Origin of the sequence: Paraburkholderia sp. Ac-20347, from assembly GCF_017104805.1 — a bacterium.
Classification (GTDB): domain Bacteria; phylum Pseudomonadota; class Gammaproteobacteria; order Burkholderiales; family Burkholderiaceae; genus Paraburkholderia; species Paraburkholderia tropica.
Genome location: NZ_JAAGPN010000018.1, coordinates 32,360 through 57,768 on the forward strand (window position 1 = coordinate 32,360; position 25,409 = coordinate 57,768).

Below are 25,409 nucleotides of genomic sequence, written 5' to 3' on the forward strand. Positions count from 1 at the left end.
CTATCCCTAGCCGGTATCCGCCCGGCCACGCCTTCGACCGTCGCCACCCGCGCCGCGCCGATGCGCGCTTCGACCGTATCTGCATCGTGCCCGCGCCTATCCGCGCGCGCCGGACGGTCCACGCCTTCGCGCGCACAGCCCACGCTGCGCGATGCATACTGACGACTCGTTGCCGGCTCATGGATGTTGCTGCGGGATGCCCTATCGGCATCCGCGCCCGCCCGCCGGACTTCGAAACCTGCACAAAGACGCACGCGCCGCGCCTTGCGCCCTCGCCGCCGCCCTCGGCCCGGCGGGAAAAGCGCGTCAGCGCGCGTCACAATGACTGGAGACCCCGATGTCCACCTCCCCGCTTTCGTCGGCGAGCGCCGACCAACCCGATGCCGCGCGCCAGCAAAGCACGGCGCGTGTGATCTTCGCGAGCTTCATCGGCACCGCGATCGAGTTCTACGACTTCTATGTGTACGCAACGGCCGCCGCGCTCGTGATCGGCCCGGTGTTCTTCCCGCACGGCTCGGCGACGGCCCAGGCGCTATCAGCGTTCGTGACCTTCGGCATTGCATTCGTCGCGCGCCCGATCGGCTCGTTCCTGTTCGGCCATTTCGGCGACCGCATCGGCCGTAAATCGACGCTGGTGGCCTCGCTGCTCGTGATGGGTCTCTCGACCACGCTGATCGGCTTCGTGCCCGGCTACGACTCGATCGGCAGCCTCGCGCCGATTCTGCTGTGCGTGCTGCGCTTCGGCCAGGGCATCGGCCTCGGCGGCGAATGGGGCGGCGCGGCGCTGCTCGCGACCGAATACGCGCCGCAAGGCAAGCGCGGCTGGTTCGGCATGTTCCCGCAGCTCGGACCGTCGGTCGGCTTTCTCGCGTCGAACGGACTGTTCTTCGGCCTCGCCTCGACGCTGACCGACCAGCAGTTCCGCGACTGGGGCTGGCGCGTGCCGTTCATCGTCTCGGCGGTGCTCGTCGCGCTCGGCCTCTACGTGCGCCTGAAGATCGCCGAAACGCCCGCGTTCAAGGCCGCCGTCGAGCGCGACGAGCGCGTCAAGGTGCCGGTCGCGACGCTGCTGTCGAGCTACTGGTGGCCGACGCTGCTCGGCGCGCTGGCGATGGTGGTCTGCTACACGCTGTTCTACAACGCGACGGTGTTCTCGCTCTCGCACGGCGTGACGGCGCTGCATATTCCGCGTCCGACCTTCCTCGGCATGCTGTGTATCGCGGTCGTGTTCATGGGCATCGCCACGCCGATTTCGGCGGCGCTCTCCGACCGCTTCGGCCGCAAGCCGGTGCTGATCGTCGGCTGCATTCTGGCGATCCTCTCGGGCTTCACGATGCAGCCGCTGCTCGGTAGCGGCTCGCTGCCGCTGGTGCTGCTGTTCCTCGTGATCGAGCTGTTCCTGATGGGCGCCACCTTCGCGCCGATGGGCGCCCTGCTGCCCGAACTGTTCCCGACCAGCGTGCGCTACACCGGCGCGGGCGTAGCGTACAACCTCGGCGGCATTCTGGGCGCGTCGGTTGCGCCGTATATCGCGCAGGTGCTGGCCGCGCGCGGCGGTCTGTCGTGGGTCGGCGCCTACGTGTCGATCGCGGCCTGCGTGAGCCTCTTCGGCGTGCTGTGCATGCGCGAAACGCGTCATACGTCGCTGACGTGATGCACTGAATCGAGCAAGTCGAAACGAAAAAAGCGGAATCCGGGTAATCGGATTCCGCTTTTTTTCGTCCTTTTTTGTCCACTTTGTGCGCGCGCGGCGCGTGCCTATACTCGATAACGAGGCATCAACACGGTCCGCGCATTCGCGCCAGGGAGGCCAACGATGAACCTGCATCTGAGCAATGCCGATCTCGTCCTGATGATCGCGCTCGCACTTGGCATCTCACTGGTTCTGGCCTTCCGTTTGAGTACGCGAACGTTGCGCGCGGTGGTTCTCGAAGCCATCGTCGCGAACGTCGCGGCCATCGCGGCGGTCATCGCCGTCGAAATGCTGCTGGCCTGAGCGCGCCGCTCGCGTCGGCATCATGCTCAACGGTAGTAGTAGCCGTGATGGTAGCCGCCGCCGTAGTATCCGCCGCCCGGCGGCACCACGATGCATCCGCTCAGCGACGCCGCGAAAAGCGCACCTGCGATCAGGGTAAGCGTCAATCGTTTCACTTCGTTCTCCCATCGAGTCAATGTCTTGCGTCCGGCGCGTTCCGCAAGGGAATCGCGTGCAGTGGACGGTTGCATTGAACACGACGGCGCGCATCGCAGGCGTTGCAATTTGTAAGCAGCGGTGTGGCCCGTGTTACAGCCCGCGTGCCTTCTTACGCCGACAGGCGCGCACGCCGCGCTGCATGCAACACAGGCACGACACTTTTAACAACCTCGTAATAAGCGATGCGCGGGAAACGGCCGGGAAATGTGCGGATGAATGCGCCGAAGATGGACGAATCGCACGCACAAAAACAACGGGCGCGCGATGAACGCGCGCCGCGAAATACCTCATCGAACTGCTGAATTCAGCCGCTGAAAATCACACGCTCGACACGAGCGGCGCTTTCGGCGTGCCGTCCGCATTGCGCGCGGGATACACGCGATCGACGGCATCGATTGCCACCGAAACCGGCGGCACGTGATGACCGTCGCCGATCGAAATCGAGCGATTGGGCGCACGCACGCCGAGGTGCTCGGCATTGGTCGCCACGAAGATCATGATGGTTGGCTTGAGCAGCGCGTGCGCGAGGTGCACGAAGCCCGTATCGGTGCCCACGACGAGCGCCGAATCCTCGATACGCTGCGCGACCTGCGTGACCGTGAGGCGCGGCAGGATCGTCGCGCCAGGCACGAGCGCCGCGATCTCGCGCGCGGTGGCGTGCTCGGCGTCGGAGCCCCAGGGCAGCTCGATGCGCAGACCGCGCGCGACCAACGCGCGGCACAGCTCGCCCCAATGCTCGACGGGCCACTTCTTCTCTTCCTTCGAGGTCGCGTGGAAGATCAGCGCGGTGGGCGCGTCGGGCGCGGGCAGCGCGTTGCCGTCGCGCGGAATACGCATCTGGAAATCGGGCGGCGTGTCGATCGTGTAGCCGAGCGCTTCGCCTGTGCTGATGCGCATGCCGAGCCACGCATCGCACTTCGGACGCGGACCGAAACGGCCGTTGTACGCGAACGCCGCGCCGCGCTCGCCGAGATCCTGCGCGAGATAACCGAAGCGGCGGCGGCCACGCGCGAGAAACGCGATGATCGCGCTTTTGTAGACGCCGTGAATATCGATGACCGCGTCGTAGCGATGCGCACGCAGCTCCGAGATCGACTGCCAGATCGATTTGAAATCGCTCCAGCGGCGCGCTTTCTTGAAGCGGCGCAGCGGCGCGCACAGCACGCGATCGACACCCGCGTTCCATGCCACGATTTCCGCGAAGGCATCGTCGACGGCCCAGTCGACGATCACGCCAGGGTGCGCGCGCTGGACATCGGCCACCACGGGAAGGGCTTCGACGACGTCGCCGAGCGAAGTCACCTTGACAATCAAGACTCGTTTCATTGTGCTGCGGACCGACGAAGGCCCAATTCAGTGATTTGCCTGCATTTTTCCGTGATTTTAACGGACGAAGCCTGGCGCGAGTGACGGAATCCGCGTGGGAATACGCAGGTTTTCCCTGCCCTGATTGCTGGCTTGGCCGATTCGGCGGGATGGCAGTCTCGCGAGAACGCGCGCAGCCACTATGCGCCCTCTTTTTCGCCCGCGCAAAACAAGGAGCCCGACGCGCGGCAACGGGCGAAGTTCGCACCGCTGCCGCGCGCCGGGCTCCCGCCTGGCGGCTTGCGCCGCGAGCGGCGCATCACGCGAGGAATGTCAGTAGATCACGACGGGCGCGGGCCGCACGTACATGGGCCGCGCCGGCACGACGACGCAGCCGGCCAGCATGATCGCGAGCGCCGCGGCGGCGAGCAGTTTCCTGCTCATGATGTTCTCCTCAAGCGGATGGAAGGGTCGACGCGTGAATCCACGCGAAGCGCGCGTGGCTCAGCGTGGCTTAAGCGGCCCAGTGGCCTTCGACCCAATGCCAGTTCGGACCATGCGCGATCCAGTGGCCCGGCACCCAGTGATAGCCCACGCGTTCGGCTTGCCAGTGGCCGCCGATCCAGACGTAGCGGCCGTGATCCCAGCGCCAGTGGCCCTTGTCCCAGACGTAGCCGGCACGCGGCGCGGGCACGACTTCGATGCGCTCGACGGGCGGCGCGCTCGGCGCAACGACGATGACTTCGGCGAACGCAGGCGCAGCGACGGCGCACGCACCGGCGACGACGATCGCGGTTTTGGCAACGAGCAGGCGGATGGAATTGTTCATGTTGATCACCCTTGAGTAAGACGCCATGAGTGGCGTTACCGGATCAATGCGCGAGCACGACGCCGCGCTGACAGCGGCCGTGTAACCGCGCAGGGTGAAGTGAAACCGAATATTTCGGTAAGGTAAGGAATGCGCGAAACCGTTGAAAACGGCGCGGCAAACAGATGATGCAGACAGCGGCGCGAGACGTCGTGGACGCGGCCGCCGTCCGCCAAATTGAGATGCGCGCGGCGCAAACCGGCCGCGCGCGATGCCTGTTATCAGGCCTGCGGAATCTCGATCTTGACCTCGAGCACTTCGAGGTCGTCCTGGCGTTCGAGGCTCACGCGGATATCCTCGTCGGAGATCTTCACGTACTTCGAGATCACCGCGACCAGTTCACGTTGGAGAGCCGGCAGATAATCGGCGGGCGGATGACCGCCTGCGCGCTCGTGAGCGATGATGAGCTGCAGGCGTTCCTTCGCTACCGAGGCGGACTTCTTCTTCTCGCCGAGAAAAAACGAAAGAAACGACATGGCGTGCGCCTCCCTTACTTGCTACCGAACAGGCGCTGCAGGAGCCCCGGCTTCTGGTAATCGGTGAAACGAAGCGACTTCTCCTCGCCGAGAAAACGCGACACGACATCCTTGTACGCTTCCGCGACGTCGGTGCCGTCGAGATGGACAGCCGGCAAGCCCTGGTTCGACGCGTGCAGCACGGCTTCCGATTCCGGAATCACGCCGATCAGATCGATGCGCAGGATTTCCGAAATGTCCGACAGCGACAGCATCTCGCCTTCGTTGACGCGCTTCGGGCTGTAACGCGTGATAAGCAGATGCTCCTTGATCGGATCCTTGCCTTCGATCGCGCGCTTCGTCTTCGACGACAGCATGCCGAGAATGCGGTCCGAGTCGCGCACCGACGACACTTCCGGATTCGTCACGATGAGCGCTTCGTCGGCGAAATGCATCGCCAGCATCGCGCCCGACTCGATACCCGCGGGCGAATCGCACACGATGTATTCGAAGTCCATCTTGCGCAGATCCTCGATCACCTTCTCCACGCCTTCCTTCGTGAGCGCGTCTTTATCGCGCGTCTGCGAGGCGGGCAGGATGAAGAGGTTTTCGCACTTCTTGTCCTTGATGAGCGCCTGATTGAGGTTCGCTTCACCCTGAATCACGTTGATCAGGTCGTACACGACGCGGCGCTCGCAACCCATGATGAGGTCGAGATTGCGCAGGCCCACGTCGAAGTCGATGACCGCGGTCTTGTGGCCGCGCAACGCGAGGCCCGATGCGAAACTCGCGCTCGTGGTCGTTTTGCCGACGCCACCTTTGCCCGAAGTCACCACAATGATTTTTGCCATTCCCTTACCTTGCGTTCGTCAGTTTCTCAGTTTGGTCTCATCGCGTGCCGCTCGTGGGCGCCCCGCACATCACGCGCGGGCGCGCGAGCGGCGACTCAGGTGAGCCTCAACGGTTCGATCAACAGCTTTTCTTCGTCGAGCCGGATTTGCGCCGGCTTGCCTCGCACGTCGTCGGCGAGTGGAACTTCAGTGGTACGGTAGATGCCCGCGATCGAAATGAGTTCCGCCTCGAGGCTCGTGCAGAAAATGCGCGCGTCGTGATTGCCATGCACGCCCGCAAGTGCGCGGCCGCGCAACGGCGCGTAAATATGGATGTTGCCCTCGGCGATCACCTCGGCGCCGTTCGACACCATGCCGAGCACCACGAGGTCGCCCTTGGCGTAGACGCGCTGGCCCGAACGCAGCGGACGGTCGACCACCAGCGTGGGTTCCTTGGGCGCGTTGCGCGACGGGGTCTCGGCCAGCGTTTCCGTGGCGGGCTCTTCTGCGGCCGTCGTGGCGGGAAAGAGTTCCGGCTGCGCGGCGCCTTTGTCGGCTGAAGCCGGCGCATTGGCGGCTTCGGCCTGCGGCGCGGCGGTGTGTTCCGCGCCGGTGTCGGCGTCGGCGCCGCCCTTCGCGTGGGCGCCGCGCTTGTCGCGCGCTTCGAGGAACGGCAGTCCGGCTTCGGCGGCCCAACCGTGCTGGGCGGCCTGCGCGACCACGCCGACGGGGCGCATGCGCACGCTTTCGAGCAGGCGTGCGATGTCGCCGAGCGCGACCTGCTCGCCATCGGCGAGACGCCGGATGTCGATGGCCACGGTATCGTTGGCGAAGAATTCCGGGGTCGCCTCGAAGCGCCGCGTGAGTTCGGCGCGCATCGCATCGAGTTCAGTCGTTTTGACCACGAACAGAAGCGTATCGACTGAACCGCTCTTCAGTTCAAAATATGGCGATTTCCTGGGCGACATGGCGATCGGCGAAAAATTTTGCGTATTTTACAGGCGTCGACGCGCGCGGCCATCATTTTTAATGGCCTGGCATGCTGCGGCAAGGGGTCGAGGCGAGAACGACGCCGCGAACGACGTCATGACGGACGCCGTGCCGACGCCACGACACGCGGGCGCGGTGGCATCCGGCGCGTCACGACGGCATCGACGACAGAAACAGGAAACGAAAAGACAGCAGGGACGCGGCTAAAAAAACCGCAAAAAAACGGCGAAAAAATCGCAGCCGGCGCGCGGCCTCATTGCGCCGGGGCTGGCTGGGCGAGATCGGACACGTCGCGCACGAGCAGCGTTTCCCATTGCTCCGGCGAGTGCTGGCTACGCGCGTGATCGCCCGTGGGGCCGAAGCCGAGGCGCTCGTAGAAGCGCATGGCGGTGGTGTTCGAATCGGTGACCCAGGCATAGACCTGCGTCGCGCCTTCGCTCACGAGCCATTCGAGCGCCGCGTTCAACAGCAACTCCCCGCCACGCAGATGACGCACGGCAGGCGCCACCCAGAGCGCGAACACGAACGCGCGCCGCGCGGGCGCACTCTCGAAATTCGCGCCGATCAGCCCCGCCGGATGCCCCTCGGTATAGAGGATGAACGAGGTGGCCGCATGCGAGTCGGCATGGCGCGCGGCCGCCGCGTCGTAGACGGCTGCGTCGGCGGACAGCGCATCTTCGAGCGAGTCGCCGAACGCATAAGGTGCGTCGCGCAGCGAAGCGGTACGAAGCTCGCGGAGCACGGCACCCTGATCGGCAACGATACGGCGAACGGTCAGTGACGGACTCATGCAGTCGTAAACCCCAATAAAGCACTAACGCGTAGCTTTAACCGAACTGGCCAGAGAGTCAAATCCTTATTTGACGAAAACGTTCCCCGAGCGCAATCCGCGGGGAACTTCACCGCGCACTTGACAGAGCGGCCGAGCGGCCGCACACCCGCCATCACGGCGCTTCGTAGTTGCCCGTGCCGTCCGGCCAGGGCGTGAGCAGTTCGTAGCCGTCGTCGGTGACGGCGACCATGTGCTCCCACTGCGCGGAGAGCGAGCGGTCCTTGGTGACCACGGTCCAGCCATCGCGCTGCACCGTCGTGCCGGCGCGGCCCGCGTTCACCATCGGCTCGATCGTGAAGACCATGCCCGGCTTCAGGCGCAGGCCCTGCCCCGGCTGACCGTAGTGCAACACCTGCGGCTCCTCGTGATAGACCTTGCCGATGCCGTGGCCGCAGTACTCGCGCACGATCGAGAAGCCGTCGGCCTGCGCGCGCTTCTGGATCGCGTGACCGACGTCGCCGAGCGTCGCGCCCGGCTTCACCTGGCGAATGCCCGCGAGCATCGCCTCGTAGGTGGTGTCGATCAGCTGGCGACCGACCGGGCTCGGGGTGCCGACCGTGTACATGCGGCTCGTGTCCCCGAAATAGCCGTCCTTGATCACGGCCACGTCGATGTTGATGATGTCGCCGTCCTTGAGGACTTCGTTGCGACTCGGAATGCCGTGGCAGACGACCGAATTGACCGACGCGCAGATCGTCTTCGGAAAGCCGAGGTAGCCGACGTTGGCCGGCACGGCCTTGAGCGTGTTGACGATGAAATCGTTGCAGATCGCGTCGAGGTCGTCGGTGGAGACGCCGGGCTTGACGTGTTCGCCGATCATGGCGAGCACGTCGGCGGCGAGTCGGCCCGAGATGCGCAGACGTGCGATGTCGTCCGCGGATTTGTAGGTGATAGCCATCTGAGACTCAGGTGAGCGCGGCGCCGCCTGAGCGATCCGCCACGCATACAAAGGAGCAAACATGCATTGTACCGGGGCGCTGCCGCGCTCCGGCCGGCCGACATTCGGAACTGTCCGATTGTCCGCACACAAGCCGCCATCAAGAATGGGAATTATCTTACAACGACATGAGCGGAACGCCAGGTCATGGATTCATCCACCACTACCCGCACGGCGGCAACGGCCACGCCCCTGAACGTGCTGATCGCCCTGCCCACTTACGACAACTCGGTGCACTTCGACTTCGCGATGGCGCTCGCGCGCCTGATGGAGACGTTCAAGGCCACCGGCGTGGACTTCCAGTACATCCACACGGCCTCGTCGCACATCATCCGCGCGCGCAATTTCTTCGCCAGCTATTTCCTGAGCCACCCGGAATTCACGCACATCCTGTTTCTCGACACCGATATGGACTTCTCGCGCGAAGCCATTCCGCGCCTGCTGGCCGGCGACAAGCCGGTCGCCGGGATCGCCTGTCCGTATCGCCACTTCGAGCGCAACACGACCATCACGGCGGCGGACGTGGGCCTGACGCTGGCCGAGTGGCAGGAAAAGACGGTGGACTACAACACCGCGATGCTCGCCGACGCGCACGGTAACGTCTCGGTCGACAACGGCTGGAGCGAGGTGAACCACATCGGCACGGGTATTTTCCTCGTGCGCCGCGACGCGATCGAAGCCGTCGCGCCAGTCACGCAGCTTTATCGGCCGCCCGCGCAATACGCGCCCTATCTGCCCGACGGCCGCTTTCACGCGTTCTTCGATACGGTCGGCGAGCAAGGCGTGTATCTGTCCGAGGATCTGTCGTTCTGCCGGCGCGTGCGGGAGGTGGGACTGTCGGTGTGGGCGCTCGTCGATGAAAAGATCGTGCATCACGGCGCTTCGGCCATCTCGGGCACGTATCTGCGCGCGCTGGAGCGGCGTGGGCGAGATTGATTGAACCGTTAGCGTGAACCGTTAGCGCCGAAAGCGGCGCCACAAAGCAAAAACCCCCGCAGCGGTTAAGCATGCAGGGGTTTTCAGAATTTGGCGGAGAGGGTGGGATTCGAACCCACGGTACGGGGAAACCGTACGCCTGATTTCGAGTCAGGTACATTCGACCACTCTGCCACCTCTCCGGGGTACTGCTTTTTACTGCTTCTCAGGTCTTGGTCGGCGACCAGAGAAGCGAAGATTATAGAACATTATTTGAATCCTGCAAGCCCTTTTACGAAAAAAATTTCGAGAGCACCGCAGGATTCACGCGCCGATCAAACGTCCAGCGACAGACGCGAGACGCCGTTCATGTACGGACGCAGCGCTTCCGGCACAGTCACCGAACCGTCGGCTTCCTGATAATTCTCCAGCACCGCGACCAGCGTGCGGCCCACCGCGAGACCCGAACCATTGAGCGTGTGCACGAGCTCCGGCTTGCCCTGCGCGTTGCGATAGCGCGCCTGCATGCGGCGCGCCTGGAACGCTTCCGTGTTCGAGCAGCTCGAAATTTCGCGATACGTGTTCTGCGCCGGCAGCCAGACTTCGAGGTCGTACGTCTTGGTCGCCGAGAAACCCATGTCGCCCGTGCACAGCGTGATCACGCGATACGGCAAGCCAAGCTTCTGCAGGATGGTTTCCGCGTGGACGACCATCTGTTCCAGCGCGTCGTACGACGTTTCCGGCGCGACGATCTGGACCATTTCGACCTTGTCGAACTGATGCTGACGGATCATGCCGCGCGTGTCGCGCCCATACGAACCCGCTTCCGAGCGGAAGCACGGCGAATGCGCCGTCAGCTTGATCGGCAGCGCGCTGCCTTCGACGATGCTCTCCCGCACCGTATTCGTGAGCGAAATCTCCGACGTCGAAATCAGATACTGCGTGACGGTGTTTTCCGCGCCGCCCTTTTCCACGCGGAACATGTCTTCCGCGAACTTCGGAAGCTGACCCGTGCCGTACAGGATTTCCGGATTGACGATGTAGGGCGTGTACGTTTCCGTGTAGCCGTGCTGCGTCGTGTGCGTGTCGATCATGAACTGCGCGAGCGCGCGGTGCAGACGCGCGATCTGGCCGCGCAGCATCGTGAAGCGCGCGCCCGAGAGCTTCGCGCCCGTTTCGAAGTCGAGACCGAGCGGCGTGCCGACGTCGACGTGATCCTTCACCTCGAAGTCGAACGCACGCGGCGCGCCCCAGCGGCGCACTTCCACGTTGCCGCTTTCGTCGCGGCCCACGGGCACGCTCTCGTGCGGCAGGTTCGGCACGCCGAGCAGCAGATCCGAGAGCTTCGACTGGATCTCGTCGAGCTTGACCTGCGACGCCTTCATCTCGTCGCCGATGCCGCCCACTTCGGCCATCACGGCCGAGGTGTCCTCGCCGCGGCCCTTCATCGCGCCGATCTGCTTCGACAGGCTGTTGCGGCGCGCCTGCAGTTCTTCGGTGCGGGTCTGAATGGCACGGCGTTCCGCTTCGAGTGCGGAAAAGGCCGCGACGTCGAGGGTGTAGCCGCGGTCGGCGAGGCGCTTCGCGACGCCGTCGAGGTCTTTGCGCAGCAGCTGGATGTCGAGCATGGGATTGTGAGACGCAGTTTCGTTGTGTGAAGTGTCGATTTTAGCGCACCGGCGGCGGCAATCCGCGCGGCGCGGTGCGCCGGGGCTCGCGCCGGTGTTTCGGCGCGGGCCTCAGCCCTTGCGTTTGCGCTCGCGGATTTCGTCGCGATGCTCCTCGCGCCATTGCGCGTCGAGGTCGGCGAGGCGCGCGAGCTTTTCGCCGATCTTGCCTTCGAGCCCGCGCGGCGTCGGCTGATACCAGCGCGGCTCGCGCATGCCGTCGGGCAGATAGGTCTCGCCGGCCGCGTAGGCGTCGGGCTCGTCGTGCGCGTAGCGGTATTCGTGGCCGTAGCCGAGCTCCTTCATCAGCTTGGTCGGCGCATTGCGCAGATGCACGGGCACCGCGCGCGACTGATCCTTGCCGACGAAGCGCCGCGCCTCGTTGTACGCGTTGTAACCCGCATTCGACTTGGGCGCGACCGCCAGATAGATGACGGCCTGCGCGAGCGCGAGTTCGCCCTCGGGCGAGCCGAGGCGCTCGTAGGTTTCGGCGGCGTCGAGCGTCATGCGCGCGGCACGCGGATCGGCGAGACCGATGTCCTCCCACGCCATGCGCACGATGCGGCGCGCCAGATAACGCGGATCGGCGCCGCCGTCGAGCATGCGGCAGAACCAGTAGAGCGCGCCGTCCGGATTGCTGCCGCGCACCGACTTGTGCAGCGCGCTGATCTGGTCGTAGAACGCGTCGCCGCCCTTGTCGAAGCGGCGCAGGTTCTCGGCGAGCGCGCTGCCGAGCAGTTCGCCGTCGATTTCGCCCTTCTTCTGCTGGGCCGCCGCGCGCGCGACGATTTCCAGATTGTTGAGCAGCTTGCGGCCGTCGCCGTCGGCGGAACCGATCAGCGCGGCTTTCGCTTCGTCCGTGAAGGTCAGCCCGCCCAGCTCGGTGGCGGCGCGCGCGAGCAGCTCGCCCTGCTCTTCCTCGTCGAGGCTCTTGAGCACGTAGACGGCCGCGCGCGAAAGCAATGCGCTGTTCACCTCGAACGACGGATTCTCCGTGGTCGCGCCGACGAACACGAACAGGCCCGACTCCACGTGCGGCAGGAAAGCGTCCTGCTGGCTCTTGTTGAAGCGATGGACCTCGTCGACGAACACCAGCGTCTGATGACCGTGCGCGCGGTGCAGTTGCGCCTGCTCGACGGCCTCGCGGATATCCTTCACGCCCGAGAGCACGGCCGAGAGCGCGATGAATTCGGCGTGGAACGCGTCGGCCATGAGGCGCGCGAGCGTGGTCTTGCCGACGCCCGGCGGCCCCCAGAGGATCATCGAATGCGCTTCGCCCGACTCGAACGCCACGCGCAGCGGCTTGTTCGGTCCGAGCAGATGCTTCTGGCCGATGACCTCGTCGATGGTGCGCGGACGCAGTCGTTCGGCGAGGGGGACGTTGGCACGGGTTTCTTCAAACATGACGTTTTCGCGATAATGTCGGCTAAGTGACGCTGCGGCGAGGTTGCAATTGAGCTTGCAATGCGTGCTGCACGGCCTGGGCGCTGTTCGCGCCCTCAAACCGCGCCGCCGCGCCAGCCCTGCATTATGACAGCCAGCGCCGGCGCGCGAGGCACGGCCGGGCCGACGGCGGTCGCCGTGAAACCGGGCCGGACAAAGCGCCAGACGAAACACACGAGAGACACAGGCGAGACACACCACGCGCACGACGCGTCAGCCGGACAGCCGCGCCGCGCGTTGAGAGGCCAGCGCGCGCCGCCCGCCGGCCAGCAAAACATCAGACATACGACACAGAGGACACGCTTTCCCATGACTCAAGACCCGCAAGCCGGCGCCGACGCCGGCTCGACCTACGCGCCCAACGTGCCCGTGCCCGACGCGCGCCGCCAGTTCCGCACCGGCGACGCCTTCGCGCTGTGGTTCTCGCTCGGCATCGGCCTGCTGGTCGCGCAGGCGGGCGCCCTGCTCGTGCCCGGCCTTTCGCTGCCGCACGCCCTGCTCGCCATCGGCATCGGCAGCGTGATCGGCGTCGTGCTGCTCGCGCTCGCGGGCGTGATCGGCACCGACACCGGCCTCGCGGCGATGTCCTCGCTGCGTCCGACGCTCGGCATTCGCGGCGCGTCGATTCCGGCCGTCATCAACATGGTGCAACTCGTGGGCTGGGGCTCGTTCGAGATCATCGTGATGCGCGATTCCGCCGAAGCGCTCGCCAAACAGGCCTTCGGCCTCTCGATGCCGCTCGTCTGGACAGTGATCTTCGGCTTGCTGGCGACGCTGCTCGCGATCAGCGGCCCGCTCTCGTTCGTGCGCCGCTTCCTGCGCACGTGGGGTATCTGGCTGCTGCTCGCGGGCGCGGCGTGGCTCACGTGGAGCCTGCTCGCGCGCCACGACATCCATGCGCTGATGCAGCGTCCCGGCACGGGCGACATGCCGTTCGGCAGCGCCATCGACCTCGTGGTGGCGATGCCGCTTTCGTGGCTGCCGCTGATCGCCGACTACACGCGTTTCGGCCGCAAGGCGGGCGAAACCTTCCGTGGCACGCTGTTCGGCTATGGCATCGCGAACCTGTGGTTCTACGCGCTCGGCGCGATCTACGGCCTCGCGGCGGGCGGCGGCGACGCGCTGCTGACCACGGCGCTCGCGCAGGCGGGCGGCGGTTTCGCGCTGCTGCTGGTGCTGATCGACGAAATCGACAACGCTTTCGCCGACATCCACTCGGCGGCCGTCTCGACCGGCACGTTCTGGACGCGCGGCAGCGTGCCCTGGCTGTCGGCGGCGTTCGGCGCGATCTGCACGCTGATCGGCCTCGTGGTGCCGATGGCGAAGTACGAGAACTTCCTGCTGTTCATCGGTTCGGTGTTCGCGCCGCTGTTCGGCGTGGTGCTCGCCGATCACTTCATCGTGCGCCGCCGCCGCATCGACGCCAATGCGCTCGCCGATCTGAGCGGCACGTACGGCTATTCGGGCGGCTGGCACGTCAGCGCGTTCATCGCGTGGGCGCTCGGCATCGGCGCGTATCACGCGCTCAATCAATGGCTGCCGAACCTGGGCGCGACGTTGCCCGCGCTCGTCGTGGGCGCGCTGTGCTATCTCGTGCTCGCGGGACGCCGACGCGCGGCCTACGCATAACGCCCGGCCCGACGCTCGCGCCATAAAAAAACGCCACGCTTCGCAGCGTGGCGTTTTTGTTTTCAGCCCTTGAAAAGCGGCTTATTCGCAGTGGCCGCAGCCGCCGTGCGAGTGATCGTGACCATGCGCGTGACCATGATCGTCGGTCGGCAGATGTTGCGCGGCCTGCGCCGTGATGCCCAGACGCGACAGCAGCTTGCGGTCGGCTTCCGCCTGCGGATTGCTCGTCGTCAGCAGTTGATCGCCGTAGAAGATCGAGTTCGCGCCGGCCATGAAGCACAACGCCTGGAGCGCGTCGTCCATCTGCTCGCGGCCCGCCGAGAGACGCACCATCGCCGTCGGCATGGTGATGCGCGCGATTGCGATCGTGCGCACGAATTCGAACGGATCGATCGGCTCGGTGCCTTCGAGCGGCGTGCCCGTCACCTGCACCAGATTGTTGATCGGCACCGACTCCGGATACGGCTCCATGTTCGCGAGCTGCGCGATCAGGCCCGCGCGTTCGCGACGCGATTCGCCCATGCCGACGATGCCGCCGCAACACACATTGATGCCCGCGTCGCGCACGCGTTCGAGCGTCTCCAGACGGTCCTCGTAGGTGCGCGTCGAGATGATCTTGCCGTAGTACTCCGGCGAGGTGTCGAGGTTGTGGTTGTAGTAGTCGAGGCCCGCGTCGGCGAGCGCCTTCGCCTGGTGATCTTCGAGCATGCCGAGCGTCACGCAGGTTTCGAGGCCCATCGCCTTCACGCCGCGGATCATGTCCTTGATCGGCTCGAGATGGCGGTCCTTCGGATTGCGCCACGCCGCGCCCATGCAGAAGCGCGTCGCGCCGTTCGACTTGGCCACGCGTGCGGCGTCGAGCACGGCGTCGACGGCCATCAGCTTGCCGGCTTCGAGTTCGGTTTCGTAGTGCGACGACTGCGGGCAGTACGCGCAATCTTCCTCGCAGCCGCCGGTCTTGATCGACAGCAGCGTGGAAAGCTGCACGGCGTTCGCGTCGAAATGTTCCCGGTGCACTTGCTGCGCGCGGAACATCAGGTCGTTGAAGGGCAGCTCGTAGAGCGCGGCGATGTCGGCGACCTTCCAGCGCGCGGCGGCTTCGGCGGCGGCGTGGGCGCTCGGCGCGGTGGCCTTGAGCGAAGTGATGTCGATGTGGGTTTGCGTCATGATGTCGGCGTCCTTGGTGACGTTTTGACTGTTGTAGCGGGACACGCGCTTATTGCGTGCTTATTGCGCGCTCATTGCGCGCGCATTGGCGCAGGTTGCGGCGCCAGCGCGGCGAGCCGTGCGAGCAGCGTGTCGATGTTCAGGTGTGCGGCGGCATCGTCGGCGCTCGCGCCGCGCATGTGCGGCACGACGCCCAGCAGCGGCGCGCCGAACTGGGCGGCGAGTCGCGTGCGCAATGCGTCGATGTTTTCTTCGGGGAACGTCATGTTCGGGTCGATGCGGTTGGCGACCCAGCCCGCGAGCTTGAGCCCGCGCGCGGCCACGGCCTCGGCGGTCAGCAGCGCGTGGCTGATGCAGCCGAGCCGCATGCCGACCACGAGCACGACCGGCAGATCCAGCGCGACCGCGAGATCGGCGGTGTCCTGCTCGTCGGTGAGCGGCACGCGAAAGCCGCCCACGCCTTCGACCACGACGGCGTCGGCGCGCGTGCACGCCTCGCGATGGCTGTCGACGATGCGCGCCATGTCGAGCGTCACGCCTTCGAGCGCGGCGGCAATGTGCGGCGCGGCCGGTTCCTTGAGCAGGAACGGCGTGCGGATTTCCGGCGGCAGCAGCACGCTCGCGGCGGCGTCGAGCTGATCGGCGTCTTCGTTGTGCCAGACGCCGTCGCGCTCATACGCGCCCGCCGCGATCGGCTTGAGCGCCGTGGCGCGCAGGCCCGCGTGCGTGAGACCGCGCAGGATCGCGGCGCTGACGAAGGTCTTGCCGATTTCCGTGTCGGTGCCGGTGACGAAAAGCGAAACGGTCGAGGCGTTCATGCGTTGTGCTCCAGGGCCGCGCGGCTCGCTTGCTGCAGCGCGGTGTTCAAACGATCGAGGTCGGCGTCCGCATGCGCGGCGGACAACGAAATGCGCAGACGCGAGGTGCCCTCGGGCACGGTCGGCGGACGGATCGCGGGCACCCAGAGGCCGTCGCGCTCGAGTTCCGCCTGCAGCGAGAGCGTCGCGTCGTTCGCGCCGATCACGAGCGGCTGCACGGCCGTCATCGAATCGACGGGCAGCCAGCAGGTCTGCTTGAGCATCGCGCGCGTGCGCCCGATCAGATGATTCAGATGCGCGCGGCGCGCATCGCCCTCTTCCCCGCCGATGATGCGCAGGCTCGCGGACACCGCATGCGCCACCGACGGCGACGACGCCGTCGTGAAGATATACGGACGCGCGCGCTGCACGAGCCATTCGATCACGGTGGCGTGCGCGCAGACGAACGCGCCCGACACGCCCGCGGCCTTGCCGAGCGTGCCGACCATCACGAGCTGCGGCGAGCGCAGCGCGGCTTCGGCGATCGCGCCGCGGCCTTGCGGCCCGAGCACGCCGAAACCGTGCGCGTCGTCGACCACGAGCCAGGCGTCGTGCCGTTCCGCGAGGTCGACCAGACGCGCGAGCGGCGCGACGTCGCCGTCCATGCTGAACACGGTGTCGCTCACGATCAGCTTCACGTTCGCGTCGGAGGCGTCGAGCATCGCGCTCAGCGCGTCGGTGTCGTTGTGCGGATAGATCTGGATCTCGGCGCGCGACAGGCGTGCGCCGTCGATCAGCGAGGCGTGATTGAGCGCGTCGGAAAAGATCGTCGTGCCGCGGCCCGCGAGCGCGGTCAGCACGCCGAGATTCGCCATGTAGCCGGTGCTGAAGTACAGCGCGCGCGGCGCGTCGACGAAACCGCCCACGAACGCGGCGAGATCGTCTTCGAGCTGCGCGTGCGCGCGCGAGTGGCCGCCGAGCAGATGCGAGCCGCCGCTGCCCGCGCCGTAGCGCTGCGCGCCTTCGGCCAGCGCGGCGACGAGTTGCGGATGCGCGGCGAGACCCAGATAGTCGTTGCTCGCGAAGCCGATGGTTTCGCGGCCGTCGACCGTCATGTGCGCGTCGCACGGCGTGTCGATGGTGCGGCGGCGGCGGCGCAGGCCGCGCGCGTCGAGTTCGCGCAGGCCCTGTTCGAGCGTGTCGAGAAGCGGCATTAGAGATCCTCCACGACGGTCGCGTCGAACGTTTCGCGCGTGCGTTCGGCGAGATGCGCCTGCGTCTGCGCGTCGAGAATGTACGGCGGCATCACGTAGATCGTCGTGCCGATCGGGCGCAGCAGCAGTTCGCGCTGCAACGCGTGCTCGAAGAAGCGGCGCGAGAACGTGCGGGCGCGCGCGGGATCGTCGAGCTTCACGTCGAACGCGAGAATCGTGCCGCACTGGCGCATATCGCGCACGAGCGGATGCGCTTCGAGCGGCGCGAACGCGTCGCGCAGTTGCTGCGATTTTTGCGCGTTCGTGGCGGGCACGTTGTCGCGCTCGAACAGATCGAGCGTCGCGAGCGCGGCGCGGCACGCGAGCGGATTGCCCGTGTACGAATGCGAATGCAGGAAGCCGCGCGTGGTGTCGTCGTCGTAGAAAGCGGCGTAGATCTCGTCGCGCGACAGCACGATCGAAAGCGGCAGATAACCGCCGCTGATGCCCTTCGAGAGCGTCAGCAGATCGGGCCAGATGCCCGCCTGCTCGCACGCGAAGAACGTGCCGGTGCGCCCGCACCCGACGGCGATTTCGTCGGCGATCAGGTGCACGTCGAAGCGGTCGCAGAGCGCGCGCAGGCCTTGCAGATAGAGCGGATCGTGCATCGCCATGCCGGCGGCGCACTGCACGAGCGGCTCGACGATCAGCGCGGCAATGCGGCCTTCGCGTTCGGCGAACAGGCGCTCGACGTCGGCGAGCGCGCGGCGCGCGACATCGGCGGCGCTCTCGCCTTCGCGGGCCGTGCGCGCGTCCGGCGACGCCACTACGTGCGCGTGCGTCAGCAGCGGGTCGTAAGCATCCCTGAAGAGTTTCACATCGGTCACGCCGAGCGCGCCGATCGTCTCGCCGTGATAGCTGTTGGCGAGGCAGACGAATTCGCGCTTGTCGATCGCGCCCCGGTTGCGCCACGCGTGGAAGCTCATCTTCAACGCGATCTCGACCGCCGACGCGCCATCCGAGGCGAAGAACGCATGGCCGAGCGCGCCGCCCGTGAGCGCGCTCAGGCGCTCGGCGAGTTCGACCGCCGGTTCGTGCGTGCAGCCCGCGAGCATCACATGTTCGAGCGTATCCAGCTGCGCCTTGAGCGCGGCGTTGATGTCCGGATTGGCGTGGCCGAACAGATTGACCCACCACGAACTGATGGCGTCGAGGTAGCGGCGGCCTTCGTGGTCGTAGAGCCACGGGCCTTCGCCACGCGAAACGGCGACGAGCGGCAGGCGCTCGTGGTGCTTCATCTGGGTGCACGGATGCCAGACGGCGCGCAGGCTGCGCGCGATCCACGCATCGTTGGCAGTGCCTTGATGGAATGGGGTTGCGGAATTCAAGTACGGCTCCAGGTACGACAGCGGGACCGAGATTAGCGCGTTCGCCCGCGCAATGCACTACCCCTCAAAACCCCGCCAGGCAAGGCTTCGAGTGGGGTTCGGCGCGGTTCGCGACATCTGCGGCGGGATCGTTTTAAAAGCCCGAAAAAGACCGTAGATGACGACGGCAAAGTCATGCGCGCTTATGCAAAAAAATCCGGGCGCGCGCGAGCGCAGTCGTGCGCCGCACTCGCGCGTGAGCGGTATTTTTTAGGGCGACATCGAAAGCAGCGGCATTGAGGTCCGCCAGCGCCGGAAAAAAACGGGCGGCCTCGCGGGCCGCCCGATCCGGAACACACTGCAAACTTGGGAGTTGCCCGCGCGGGCTAATTGAGCCTTAAGTGCAGGACTCAGCGGCTCGCGAGCGAGTGCGACGACTCGGCGGCGTTGTCCGTGGCGTTGGCTGCGACGGCATGCGCGTCGCCGCTGTCGTTCTGCGCCGTGGCGGCGGTGTCGTTCGCCCACACCACGTTGCCGTTGACCGCGTAGAGGCGGCACGGATCGCTGCTGTGCTGCTGGCAGTTCGCGACGGCGACGGCCATCGGATTGTCGCCGCCTTCGGCCCACGACCACGCGCCCGAGTCGGAGACCGCGAACGCGCGGCTCGGATACTGCTTGAGGAAGTTGCGATAGCCATCGCGGCCGGCCTGGTCGAGGAACGGCACCGCGCCCACCGCGTCGATCGACGCATAGCCGGTCGCCTGCGGCGCGGCCGCCGTGGCCACGCGATACTGCACCGACGTGGGCATGCCCTGCTCGGCGAGGAAGGATTCGACCTTCGGCCACCAGACCTGCACGCCGTCGCGGTCGCCCACGAGGCGGTGCGCGTCGTTCTTGTACGCGCCGAAATCGATCAGCTTCGCGCTCGCCACGCTGCCGTTCTCGCTCGCCTGCGCCGTGCGGAAGGCCGCGAACATCTTCGTGACGAGATCGGGCGACCACACGGAGTCGTTGTCGCCGTAGAGCCAGAGCGAGGCCACGCGTGCCTTGCCGCCGTAGTCGCCGAACGCCTGGGTCAGGTTGCTCTGCCAGCCGGTGCACGCGTCCTGGCGCAGACCGCCCGAGAAGTTGATGAGCGCGCGCACGCCCTTCGCGGCTTCGGTGCCGTAAGCCATGGTGGCGAGGCCGCCGTGCGAGGTGCCCGCGACCACGATATGGCTCGCGTCGACGAAAGGCTGCTTCGACATGTAATCGACCGCCGTGGCGACGTCCGATGCCTGGCCCATGCCGTTGCTCGCGACGTCGCAGCCGTCCTGTTCGTAGGTGCCGCCCGAACCGGCGAAACCGCGGCGGTTCGGCGCGACGACCACGTAGCCGCGACGCACGAATTCGCGCGCGAACGACATCGGATCGCTGCGCGCCTGCAGACGCGGATCGCCTTGAATCTTGCCGTGATTGAACACCACCATCGGGAACGGACCGGGACCTTCCGGACGATACACAGTGGTTTCGAGCGTCACGCCGGGCTCGTCGACGACGGGGATCTGGATGATCTGCGCGTTCATGTCGGCGTGGACGACGGGGAGATACGCGTCGTCGAGCGCGAGGCGCGCCACTTTGGCGTTGCCGAGCGGGCCGCCCGCATTGGCGTGCTGGGCGCTCTTGGACGAGGATGAGGGCGAAGCGGAGAGCGCCGATGTCGTATCGGCCAGCGAGGCGGCGTAAGCGTTCGACAGCGCGACCGACAGCACGCACGCCGTGCCGGTCACTGCCCATCCGGTAAGAAGCTTCCTGAACGCCATCTGCTGCACCTGCCCGCGAAAATTCCCGCTGTCAATCTGACTACCCGAGCGACTCACCCGCGACCTGTCCGCTTTCGCAGGACACAACAGGACACCGCTGCGCGTGGCCGGAGCCTTAAGCGCGTTCGTGACCCGTCGCGGGGAAGAAACCGATCGGAAAACCTGTGCGGCACCGTTCTGTTGTCGACCAGACCCGCCGCCAGCGTTCGCCCGGGATGCCACGGCGAAGCGTCGAAAAAGTGCTTTTTCAACATTCGCTTACGTGGCGGACGAACACCGTGATTGCATCCTCGCACGACAAATAATTGTTGTGCAATTCAGTAGTAACCCGGCATAAGGCATGCCAGCGGCGCGCAAGCCTTGCTGCGCGGCGGCTGCGGGAATTTCGGCCGGTTTGCGGCGCGATGGAATAAAAAAATTTCAGGAAATTTCGCGTCGCGCGGCGCCAACAATTGCGTCGTTTTTACGTAAGTGCCTGTTTGCAAACGCGATATTTCGGGTGCTATGGCGCCGTCCTTGCTTGTCGGCGGATGCGCGGGCTGTCAGCGCCGGTCAGCGGAATTCACGCATCGGAGACGTCGCCGTCGACGTAGCGCCAGCGGCCGTCCTCGCCGCGCGTGAAGCGGCTCAGTTCATGCAGACGATGGCCGCGTCCGCCGCTCTTGTAGCGCGCGACGAATTCGACGCGCGCGTGCGTCTCGTCGACGGGCTCGTGACGTTTGATCGCCAGGCCAAGCCAGCGCGGCGCGTCGGGCGCATCGGCGTCGACGTCGAGATCGGCGGGACAGGTCGCCGGGTCCCAGCTCGCGCGCAGCCACGCGGTGTCGCCGAGCACGTAGGCCGTGTAGCGCGAGCGCATCAGTTCGAGCGCCGTGGCGGGCGACTCGCCGCCGTCGATGAAGCGGCCGCAGCAGGCCGCGTAGCGCGGCGGCTTCGCGCCCGCCTTGAGGTTCGGCGCGGCGCCGCCGCAAGGACAGTCGAGCGGACGCGCGGCGCGCGGGGAATCAGCGGTCATCGGGAAACATCCGTGGACGAAAACGAAAACAAAAAACGCACCCAAACAAAAGGCCGCTTCGCGCGGGCAAAGCGGCCTTTCGCATTTTTACCTGAACAGCGCGCCGCTCACCAGCATTCGCTGGCACGTACCGGCGCTCGCCCGCGCTTACCAGTCGAGTTCGGTGCCGTCGTACTGGAAGAAGCGTCCGTTGAATACATCGCGCGCGGCGGCCGCTTCGGCCACCACTTCGCGCATGCCGGCTACGCTCGCGGAGGCGTCGATGGCCGCCTGCGCGCCGCCCATGTCCGTTCGCACCCAGCCCGGATGCAGCGCGACGCAGGTGGCGCGGCGCGTCTGCAGCGAGGTGATCTTCAGGACGTCGTTGAGCGCCGCCTTGCTCGCGCGATAGAGCCAGCCCGTCGTGCCGGTCGTCTGCGCGATGCTGCCCATGCGGCTCGACAGCACGCCGAGCACGCCGTGCGCCGCGTCGACGAGCGGCAGCAGGATCGGGATCAGTTGCATCGGCCCGCGCACGTTGGTGTTCATCACGTATTCGAAATCTTCGGCGGTGATCGCTTCCACGCCTTCGGTGCGCGGACCGTAGACGCCGGAGACGATCAGCGCCACGTCGATCCGTTCGCCATCGAGCTTCCAGCCGAGCGCGGCAATGTCCTCGGGCTTCGCGATATCGACCGGATACGTCTGCGCACCGAGCGCGCGCAAGTCCGCAAGCGCGGTTTCGGAACGCGCCGTGGCCAGCACGCGCCAGCCGGCCTTGGCATATTGACGCGCGAATTCGAGACCCAGACCTCGCGACGCACCCACGATCAACGCTGTTTTCATCTCGCCACCTTCTCTTGTGTGCCGCGGCCTTTGCTGAAGCGCCGCGTGCGGGTGATGCCGCGCGCCGCCTCCCTGCGGCGCGCGTTCTGGCGTCAGCCTACAGGAGTTCGACGCCCATTGCCGTGGCTTCGCCCCCGCCGATGCACAGGCTCGCGACGCCGCGCGTCTTGCCGCGCGCGCGCAACGCACCGATCAGCGTCACGAGAATGCGCGCGCCCGACGCACCGATCGGGTGGCCCAGCGCGCACGCGCCGCCGTTCACGTTGACCTTGTCGTGCGGCAGATCGTGCGCCTTCATCGCGGCCATCGTGACCACGGCGAAGGCTTCGTTGATCTCGTAGAGATCGACGTCGGCGGCCTTCCAGCCGGTCTTCTCGAAGAGCTTCGCGATTGCGCCGACGGGCGCCGTGGTGAACTTCGACGGTTCCTGCGCAAAGGTCGTATGGCCGGTGACGCGCGCGAGCGGCGTGACGCCGAGGCGCTTCGCCGTCGACGCGCGCATCATCACGAGCGCGGCCGCGCCATCCGAAATCGACGAGGAATTCGCCGCCGTGACGGTACCGGTCTTGCTGAACGCGGGCTTGAGCGTGGGGATCTTGTCGGGATTGGCCTTGAACGGCTGCTCGTCGCGCTCGACGAGCGTCTCGCCCGCGCGCGTGGTCACCTTCACCGGCGCGATTTCCCACGCGAACGCGCCGTCCTCGTTGGCGCGTTTCGCGCGCCTGAGCGACTCGATCGCGAACGCATCCTGGCTTTCGCGCGAGAAGCCGTGCTCGCCCGCGCATTCCTCGGCGAAGGTGCCCATCAGGCGGCCTTTGTCGTAGGCGTCTTCGAGACCGTCGAGGAACATATGGTCAAGCACCTGGCCGTGGCCCATGCGCATGCCCGCGCGCGCCTTCGGCAGCAGATACGGCGCGTTGCTCATGCTCTCCATGCCGCCCGCAACGATCACGTCGGCGGAACCCGCCAGCAGCATGTCGTGCGCGAACATCGCCGCGCGCATGCCCGAGCCGCACATCTTGTTGACGGTGGTCGCGCCGGCCGCGAGCGGCAACCCCGCGCCGAGCGACGCCTGGCGCGCCGGCGCCTGGCCCTGCCCCGCGGGCAGCACGCAGCCCATCACCACTTCGTCGATCTGCTCAGGCTTGAGGCCCGCGCGTGCGAGCGCGGCCGCAATCGCCGCCGCGCCCAGTTGCGGCGCCGTGAGCGAGGCGAAATCGCCCTGAAATCCGGCCATCGGCGTGCGCGCGGCCGCCACGATCACGATCGGGTCCTGTTGCGTCTCACTCATGTCTGTCTCCTCGGTTTGATGTCTCGATGCGCTGATCAAGCGCAATCAGGCCGCGCACGCGGCGGCGTCGCCGCTGCCGGATGCGCGTTCGAACAGTTGCGGATAGCGCGCGCGAAACCGCGCGCTCGCGTCGTACGGCAGGCAATCGGGCACCTCGCCCGCGAGCAGGCGCGACTTGCTGTCCTGCCACAGCGCGGGCTCGAAAAAATCGGCGTGATGCTCGAGGAAATAGCGCCGCACGCGCGGGTCGCCGAGCAGGAACGTGCGATACGTCTCCGGAAAAATATCGCGCGGTCCGACCGGATACCACGGCTCGTCCGATAGTTCGTCTTCCTCATGACGCGGCGGCGGTACCGCCTTCACGTTGCAGTCGGTGAGGTATTCGATCTCGTCGTAGTCGTAGAACACCACGCGGCCGTGACGCGTCACGCCGAAATTCTTGTAGAGCATGTCGCCCGGAAAGATATTCGCGCGGATCAGGTCCTTCACCGCGTTGCCGTATTCGCGGATGCCGTGCTCCACGTCCGCGTCGCTGCCGTTCTGCAGCCAGAGATTCAGCGGCACCATGCGCCGCTCGATATACAGATGGCGAATGACGAGCTGGTCGCCCTCGTACTCGATCATCGACGGCGCGAGCGTTTCGAGTTCGCGCAGCAACGCTTCGTCCAGACGCGCGAGCGGCAGCGCGACGCTCGAATATTCGAGCGTATCGGCGAGCCGCCCGAGCCGGTCGTGACGCTTCACGAGCTGGTACTTCGCCTCGACCTGCTCGCGCGTGGTTTCCTTCGGCGCGGGAAAGCTGTCCTTGATGACCTTGAACACGTACGGATACGAGGGCAGCGTGAACACGATCATCACCATGCCGCGGATGCCGGGCGCGGCGATGAAGCGGTCGCTCGAATGCCGCAAGTGTTGCAGCAGATCGCGATAAAAGAGATTTTTGCCCTGCTTTTGCAGGCCCAGCGACGTGTAGATCTCGCCCTTCGCCTTGCGCGGCATGATGCTGCGCAGAAACTCCACATAGGCCGACGGCACTTCCATGTCGACGAGAAAATACGAGTGCGCGAAGCTCATCATGATGAGCACGTCGTCGGTGCGCAGGAGCGCGGTGTCGAGCGCGAGCCGACCGTCGTCGACATGACGGATCGGCACGACGAACGGCACGAGCGCGTCGCCGTTGATGATGCGCCCGACGATATACGCGGCCTGATTGCGGAAAAACAGCGAGGCCAGCACGTGAATCTGGAAGTTCGCTTTCGGCTCGACGTCGCCGAACGTTTCGCGCATCGCGCGCATCGTGCATTCGACGTCGCGGCGCAGATCCTCGAACGGCGTGTCGAGCTGAAAATTCGTGACGATGCGCTCAAGCGTGGCGGCGAGGCCGTCTTTCAGCGGGTAATACGCGCGATACGTGGGCTTGGCGGCGGGCTCGTCGTTCTCGATGTACTCGGTCGAAATCGCCGGGCGCACGAAGATGAACGCGTTGTTGAAGTACGAACGATGCAGGATCTTGCAGCACACCGAGTTGAAGAACGTCTCGGCGCATTCGGGCTGCCGGTGCGCCGTGAGCAGGCCGATGTAGTGCAGCTTGATCTGCTCCCAGACATCGTCGTCGATATGTTCGGCGTCGTATTCGTCCTCGATCGTCACCACGCATTCGCGCACGCGCTCGTCGTAGGACGCGATGCGCTCGCGTGCGAGCTGCTGCAAACCCTGCCAGTCGCGCGCCTCGAAACACGCGCGCGCCCGCGCCGCCGCTGCGCAGAAGTTGCGGTAGTGCCGATCGAAACCGTCGAGCAGGGTCTGCGCGACGTCGTAACCGATCTGCGACGAAAGCAGCTTGGGAAAATGTCGCATGGCGCGCTCGGTTCGGGGCAGACGATGCGG

The 25,409-nt window shown here is 66.1% G+C and carries 23 protein-coding genes and 1 tRNA gene; 4 read left to right on the forward strand and 20 right to left on the reverse strand.

The window, feature by feature from the left end; translation table 11 throughout:
• Nucleotides 1–337: 337 nt before the first annotated feature.
• Together G3N97_RS05660 and G3N97_RS05665 are read left to right on the forward strand one after the other, a co-directional pair.
• A complete protein-coding gene (locus tag G3N97_RS05660) occupies nucleotides 338–1,654 on the forward strand; it encodes an MFS transporter (RefSeq protein WP_205992324.1) in 1,317 nt (438 codons plus the stop codon).
• Nucleotides 1,655–1,816: 162 nt separating this feature from the next.
• Entirely contained in the window at nucleotides 1,817–1,996 is a 180-nt protein-coding gene (locus tag G3N97_RS05665; RefSeq protein ID WP_205992325.1) for a hypothetical protein, read from the forward strand.
• 26 nt (nucleotides 1,997–2,022) lie between these two features.
• Here G3N97_RS05665 and G3N97_RS39930 read toward each other — a convergent pair whose 3' ends face one another.
• The 8 genes from G3N97_RS39930 to map all read right to left on the reverse strand — a co-directional run bounded on the left by G3N97_RS39930 (nucleotide 2,023) and on the right by map (nucleotide 8,372).
• Nucleotides 2,023–2,151, reverse strand: a complete 129-nt coding sequence (locus tag G3N97_RS39930; RefSeq protein WP_277397723.1) for a hypothetical protein — start codon at nucleotides 2,149–2,151, stop codon at nucleotides 2,023–2,025.
• 361 nt (nucleotides 2,152–2,512) lie between these two features.
• Nucleotides 2,513–3,520, reverse strand: a complete 1,008-nt coding sequence (gene waaC / locus G3N97_RS05670) for a lipopolysaccharide heptosyltransferase I (protein WP_205992326.1) — start codon at nucleotides 3,518–3,520, stop codon at nucleotides 2,513–2,515.
• Nucleotides 3,521–4,013: 493 nt separating this feature from the next.
• Entirely contained in the window at nucleotides 4,014–4,328 is a 315-nt protein-coding gene (locus G3N97_RS05675) for a YXWGXW repeat-containing protein (RefSeq protein ID WP_074984074.1), read from the reverse strand.
• A 260-nt stretch (nucleotides 4,329–4,588) separates the two neighbouring features.
• Nucleotides 4,589–4,843: a cell division topological specificity factor MinE gene (minE, locus tag G3N97_RS05680; protein WP_027795398.1), complete on the reverse strand. Its 255-nt coding sequence runs from the start codon at nucleotides 4,841–4,843 to the stop codon at nucleotides 4,589–4,591.
• A gap of 14 nt (nucleotides 4,844–4,857) precedes the next feature.
• Complete coding sequence (gene minD / locus G3N97_RS05685; RefSeq protein WP_065058179.1) at nucleotides 4,858–5,673, reverse strand: septum site-determining protein MinD; 816 nt, start codon at nucleotides 5,671–5,673, stop codon at nucleotides 4,858–4,860.
• A gap of 95 nt (nucleotides 5,674–5,768) precedes the next feature.
• Nucleotides 5,769–6,620 (reverse strand): septum site-determining protein MinC, encoded by an 852-nt coding sequence (minC, locus tag G3N97_RS05690; RefSeq protein ID WP_205992327.1) that lies wholly within the window; start codon nucleotides 6,618–6,620, stop codon nucleotides 5,769–5,771.
• Between the two features lie 275 nt (nucleotides 6,621–6,895).
• Nucleotides 6,896–7,432 carry a GNAT family N-acetyltransferase gene (locus G3N97_RS05695; RefSeq protein ID WP_110327967.1) on the reverse strand — a complete coding sequence of 179 codons (537 nt, stop codon included), beginning with the start codon at nucleotides 7,430–7,432 and terminating at the stop codon, nucleotides 6,896–6,898.
• A 154-nt stretch (nucleotides 7,433–7,586) separates the two neighbouring features.
• Entirely contained in the window at nucleotides 7,587–8,372 is a 786-nt protein-coding gene (map, locus tag G3N97_RS05700; RefSeq protein WP_205992328.1) for a type I methionyl aminopeptidase, read from the reverse strand.
• A 186-nt stretch (nucleotides 8,373–8,558) separates the two neighbouring features.
• On the opposite strand from map, the gene G3N97_RS05705 reads away from it, so the two are divergent.
• The gene (locus tag G3N97_RS05705; RefSeq protein WP_205992329.1) at nucleotides 8,559–9,347 is read left to right on the forward strand and encodes a hypothetical protein; all 789 of its coding nucleotides are present in this window, start codon (nucleotides 8,559–8,561) and stop codon (nucleotides 9,345–9,347) included.
• Between the two features lie 91 nt (nucleotides 9,348–9,438).
• Here the strand turns inward: G3N97_RS05705 and G3N97_RS05710 are convergent.
• The 3 genes from G3N97_RS05710 to G3N97_RS05720 all read right to left on the reverse strand — a co-directional run bounded on the left by G3N97_RS05710 (nucleotide 9,439) and on the right by G3N97_RS05720 (nucleotide 12,397).
• Nucleotides 9,439–9,529, reverse strand: a tRNA-Ser gene (locus G3N97_RS05710).
• Nucleotides 9,530–9,661: 132 nt separating this feature from the next.
• Nucleotides 9,662–10,954, reverse strand: a complete 1,293-nt coding sequence (gene serS, locus G3N97_RS05715; protein WP_205992330.1) for a serine--tRNA ligase — start codon at nucleotides 10,952–10,954, stop codon at nucleotides 9,662–9,664.
• A 111-nt stretch (nucleotides 10,955–11,065) separates the two neighbouring features.
• Nucleotides 11,066–12,397, reverse strand: a complete 1,332-nt coding sequence (locus tag G3N97_RS05720; protein ID WP_205992331.1) for a replication-associated recombination protein A — start codon at nucleotides 12,395–12,397, stop codon at nucleotides 11,066–11,068.
• A 348-nt stretch (nucleotides 12,398–12,745) separates the two neighbouring features.
• Between G3N97_RS05720 and cytX the strand changes: the two genes are divergently transcribed.
• Nucleotides 12,746–14,065: a putative hydroxymethylpyrimidine transporter CytX gene (gene cytX / locus G3N97_RS05725; protein WP_205992332.1), complete on the forward strand. Its 1,320-nt coding sequence runs from the start codon at nucleotides 12,746–12,748 to the stop codon at nucleotides 14,063–14,065.
• Between the two features lie 81 nt (nucleotides 14,066–14,146).
• Here the strand turns inward: cytX and bioB are convergent, their stop codons facing one another.
• The 9 genes from bioB to aceK form a co-directional block, all read right to left on the reverse strand.
• Nucleotides 14,147–15,232 carry a biotin synthase BioB gene (gene bioB, locus G3N97_RS05730; protein WP_205992333.1) on the reverse strand — a complete coding sequence of 362 codons (1,086 nt, stop codon included), beginning with the start codon at nucleotides 15,230–15,232 and terminating at the stop codon, nucleotides 14,147–14,149.
• 71 nt (nucleotides 15,233–15,303) lie between these two features.
• On the reverse strand, nucleotides 15,304–16,050 hold the full coding sequence (bioD, locus tag G3N97_RS05735; RefSeq protein ID WP_205992334.1) for a dethiobiotin synthase: 747 nt from the start codon (nucleotides 16,048–16,050) through the stop codon (nucleotides 15,304–15,306).
• The gene (bioF, locus tag G3N97_RS05740; protein ID WP_205992335.1) at nucleotides 16,047–17,243 is read right to left on the reverse strand and encodes an 8-amino-7-oxononanoate synthase; all 1,197 of its coding nucleotides are present in this window, start codon (nucleotides 17,241–17,243) and stop codon (nucleotides 16,047–16,049) included. The genes bioD and bioF overlap by 4 nt, the downstream gene beginning before the upstream one ends.
• Nucleotides 17,243–18,610, reverse strand: a complete 1,368-nt coding sequence (gene bioA / locus G3N97_RS05745; protein WP_205992336.1) for an adenosylmethionine--8-amino-7-oxononanoate transaminase — start codon at nucleotides 18,608–18,610, stop codon at nucleotides 17,243–17,245. The genes bioF and bioA overlap by 1 nt, the downstream gene beginning before the upstream one ends.
• Before the next feature lie 389 nt (nucleotides 18,611–18,999).
• Nucleotides 19,000–20,391: a prolyl oligopeptidase family serine peptidase gene (locus G3N97_RS05750; RefSeq protein WP_205992337.1), complete on the reverse strand. Its 1,392-nt coding sequence runs from the start codon at nucleotides 20,389–20,391 to the stop codon at nucleotides 19,000–19,002.
• A 562-nt stretch (nucleotides 20,392–20,953) separates the two neighbouring features.
• The gene (locus G3N97_RS05755) at nucleotides 20,954–21,406 is read right to left on the reverse strand and encodes a YchJ family protein (protein ID WP_205992338.1); all 453 of its coding nucleotides are present in this window, start codon (nucleotides 21,404–21,406) and stop codon (nucleotides 20,954–20,956) included.
• Nucleotides 21,407–21,553: 147 nt separating this feature from the next.
• Entirely contained in the window at nucleotides 21,554–22,231 is a 678-nt protein-coding gene (locus tag G3N97_RS05760) for an SDR family oxidoreductase (RefSeq protein ID WP_205992339.1), read from the reverse strand.
• A 97-nt stretch (nucleotides 22,232–22,328) separates the two neighbouring features.
• Nucleotides 22,329–23,522, reverse strand: a complete 1,194-nt coding sequence (locus tag G3N97_RS05765; protein WP_205992340.1) for an acetyl-CoA C-acetyltransferase — start codon at nucleotides 23,520–23,522, stop codon at nucleotides 22,329–22,331.
• A 45-nt stretch (nucleotides 23,523–23,567) separates the two neighbouring features.
• Entirely contained in the window at nucleotides 23,568–25,379 is a 1,812-nt protein-coding gene (gene aceK / locus G3N97_RS05770) for a bifunctional isocitrate dehydrogenase kinase/phosphatase (protein WP_205992341.1), read from the reverse strand.
• Nucleotides 25,380–25,409 lie beyond the last annotated feature (30 nt).

Excerpts from the sequence above, each read along its gene's own strand:
- G3N97_RS05660 (WP_205992324.1), top strand. The coding sequence starts at position 338 with ATGTCCACCTCCCCGCTTTCGTCGGCGAGCGCCGACCAACCCGATGCC.
- G3N97_RS05665 (WP_205992325.1), top strand. The coding sequence starts at position 1,817 with ATGAACCTGCATCTGAGCAATGCCGATCTCGTCCTGATGATCGCGCTC.
- waaC (WP_205992326.1), bottom strand. The coding sequence starts at position 3,520 with ATGAAACGAGTCTTGATTGTCAAGGTGACTTCGCTCGGCGACGTCGTC.
- G3N97_RS05675 (WP_074984074.1), bottom strand. The coding sequence starts at position 4,328 with ATGAACAATTCCATCCGCCTGCTCGTTGCCAAAACCGCGATCGTCGTC.
- minE (WP_027795398.1), bottom strand. The coding sequence starts at position 4,843 with ATGTCGTTTCTTTCGTTTTTTCTCGGCGAGAAGAAGAAGTCCGCCTCG.
- minD (WP_065058179.1), bottom strand. The coding sequence starts at position 5,673 with ATGGCAAAAATCATTGTGGTGACTTCGGGCAAAGGTGGCGTCGGCAAA.
- minC (WP_205992327.1), bottom strand. The coding sequence starts at position 6,620 with ATGTCGCCCAGGAAATCGCCATATTTTGAACTGAAGAGCGGTTCAGTC.
- G3N97_RS05695 (WP_110327967.1), bottom strand. The coding sequence starts at position 7,432 with ATGAGTCCGTCACTGACCGTTCGCCGTATCGTTGCCGATCAGGGTGCC.
- map (WP_205992328.1), bottom strand. The coding sequence starts at position 8,372 with ATGGCTATCACCTACAAATCCGCGGACGACATCGCACGTCTGCGCATC.
- G3N97_RS05705 (WP_205992329.1), top strand. The coding sequence starts at position 8,559 with ATGGATTCATCCACCACTACCCGCACGGCGGCAACGGCCACGCCCCTG.
- serS (WP_205992330.1), bottom strand. The coding sequence starts at position 10,954 with ATGCTCGACATCCAGCTGCTGCGCAAAGACCTCGACGGCGTCGCGAAG.
- G3N97_RS05720 (WP_205992331.1), bottom strand. The coding sequence starts at position 12,397 with ATGTTTGAAGAAACCCGTGCCAACGTCCCCCTCGCCGAACGACTGCGT.
- cytX (WP_205992332.1), top strand. The coding sequence starts at position 12,746 with ATGACTCAAGACCCGCAAGCCGGCGCCGACGCCGGCTCGACCTACGCG.
- bioB (WP_205992333.1), bottom strand. The coding sequence starts at position 15,232 with ATGACGCAAACCCACATCGACATCACTTCGCTCAAGGCCACCGCGCCG.
- bioD (WP_205992334.1), bottom strand. The coding sequence starts at position 16,050 with ATGAACGCCTCGACCGTTTCGCTTTTCGTCACCGGCACCGACACGGAA.
- bioF (WP_205992335.1), bottom strand. The coding sequence starts at position 17,243 with ATGCCGCTTCTCGACACGCTCGAACAGGGCCTGCGCGAACTCGACGCG.
- G3N97_RS05750 (WP_205992337.1), bottom strand. The coding sequence starts at position 20,391 with ATGGCGTTCAGGAAGCTTCTTACCGGATGGGCAGTGACCGGCACGGCG.
- G3N97_RS05755 (WP_205992338.1), bottom strand. The coding sequence starts at position 21,406 with ATGACCGCTGATTCCCCGCGCGCCGCGCGTCCGCTCGACTGTCCTTGC.
- G3N97_RS05760 (WP_205992339.1), bottom strand. The coding sequence starts at position 22,231 with ATGAAAACAGCGTTGATCGTGGGTGCGTCGCGAGGTCTGGGTCTCGAA.
- G3N97_RS05765 (WP_205992340.1), bottom strand. The coding sequence starts at position 23,522 with ATGAGTGAGACGCAACAGGACCCGATCGTGATCGTGGCGGCCGCGCGC.
- aceK (WP_205992341.1), bottom strand. The coding sequence starts at position 25,379 with ATGCGACATTTTCCCAAGCTGCTTTCGTCGCAGATCGGTTACGACGTC.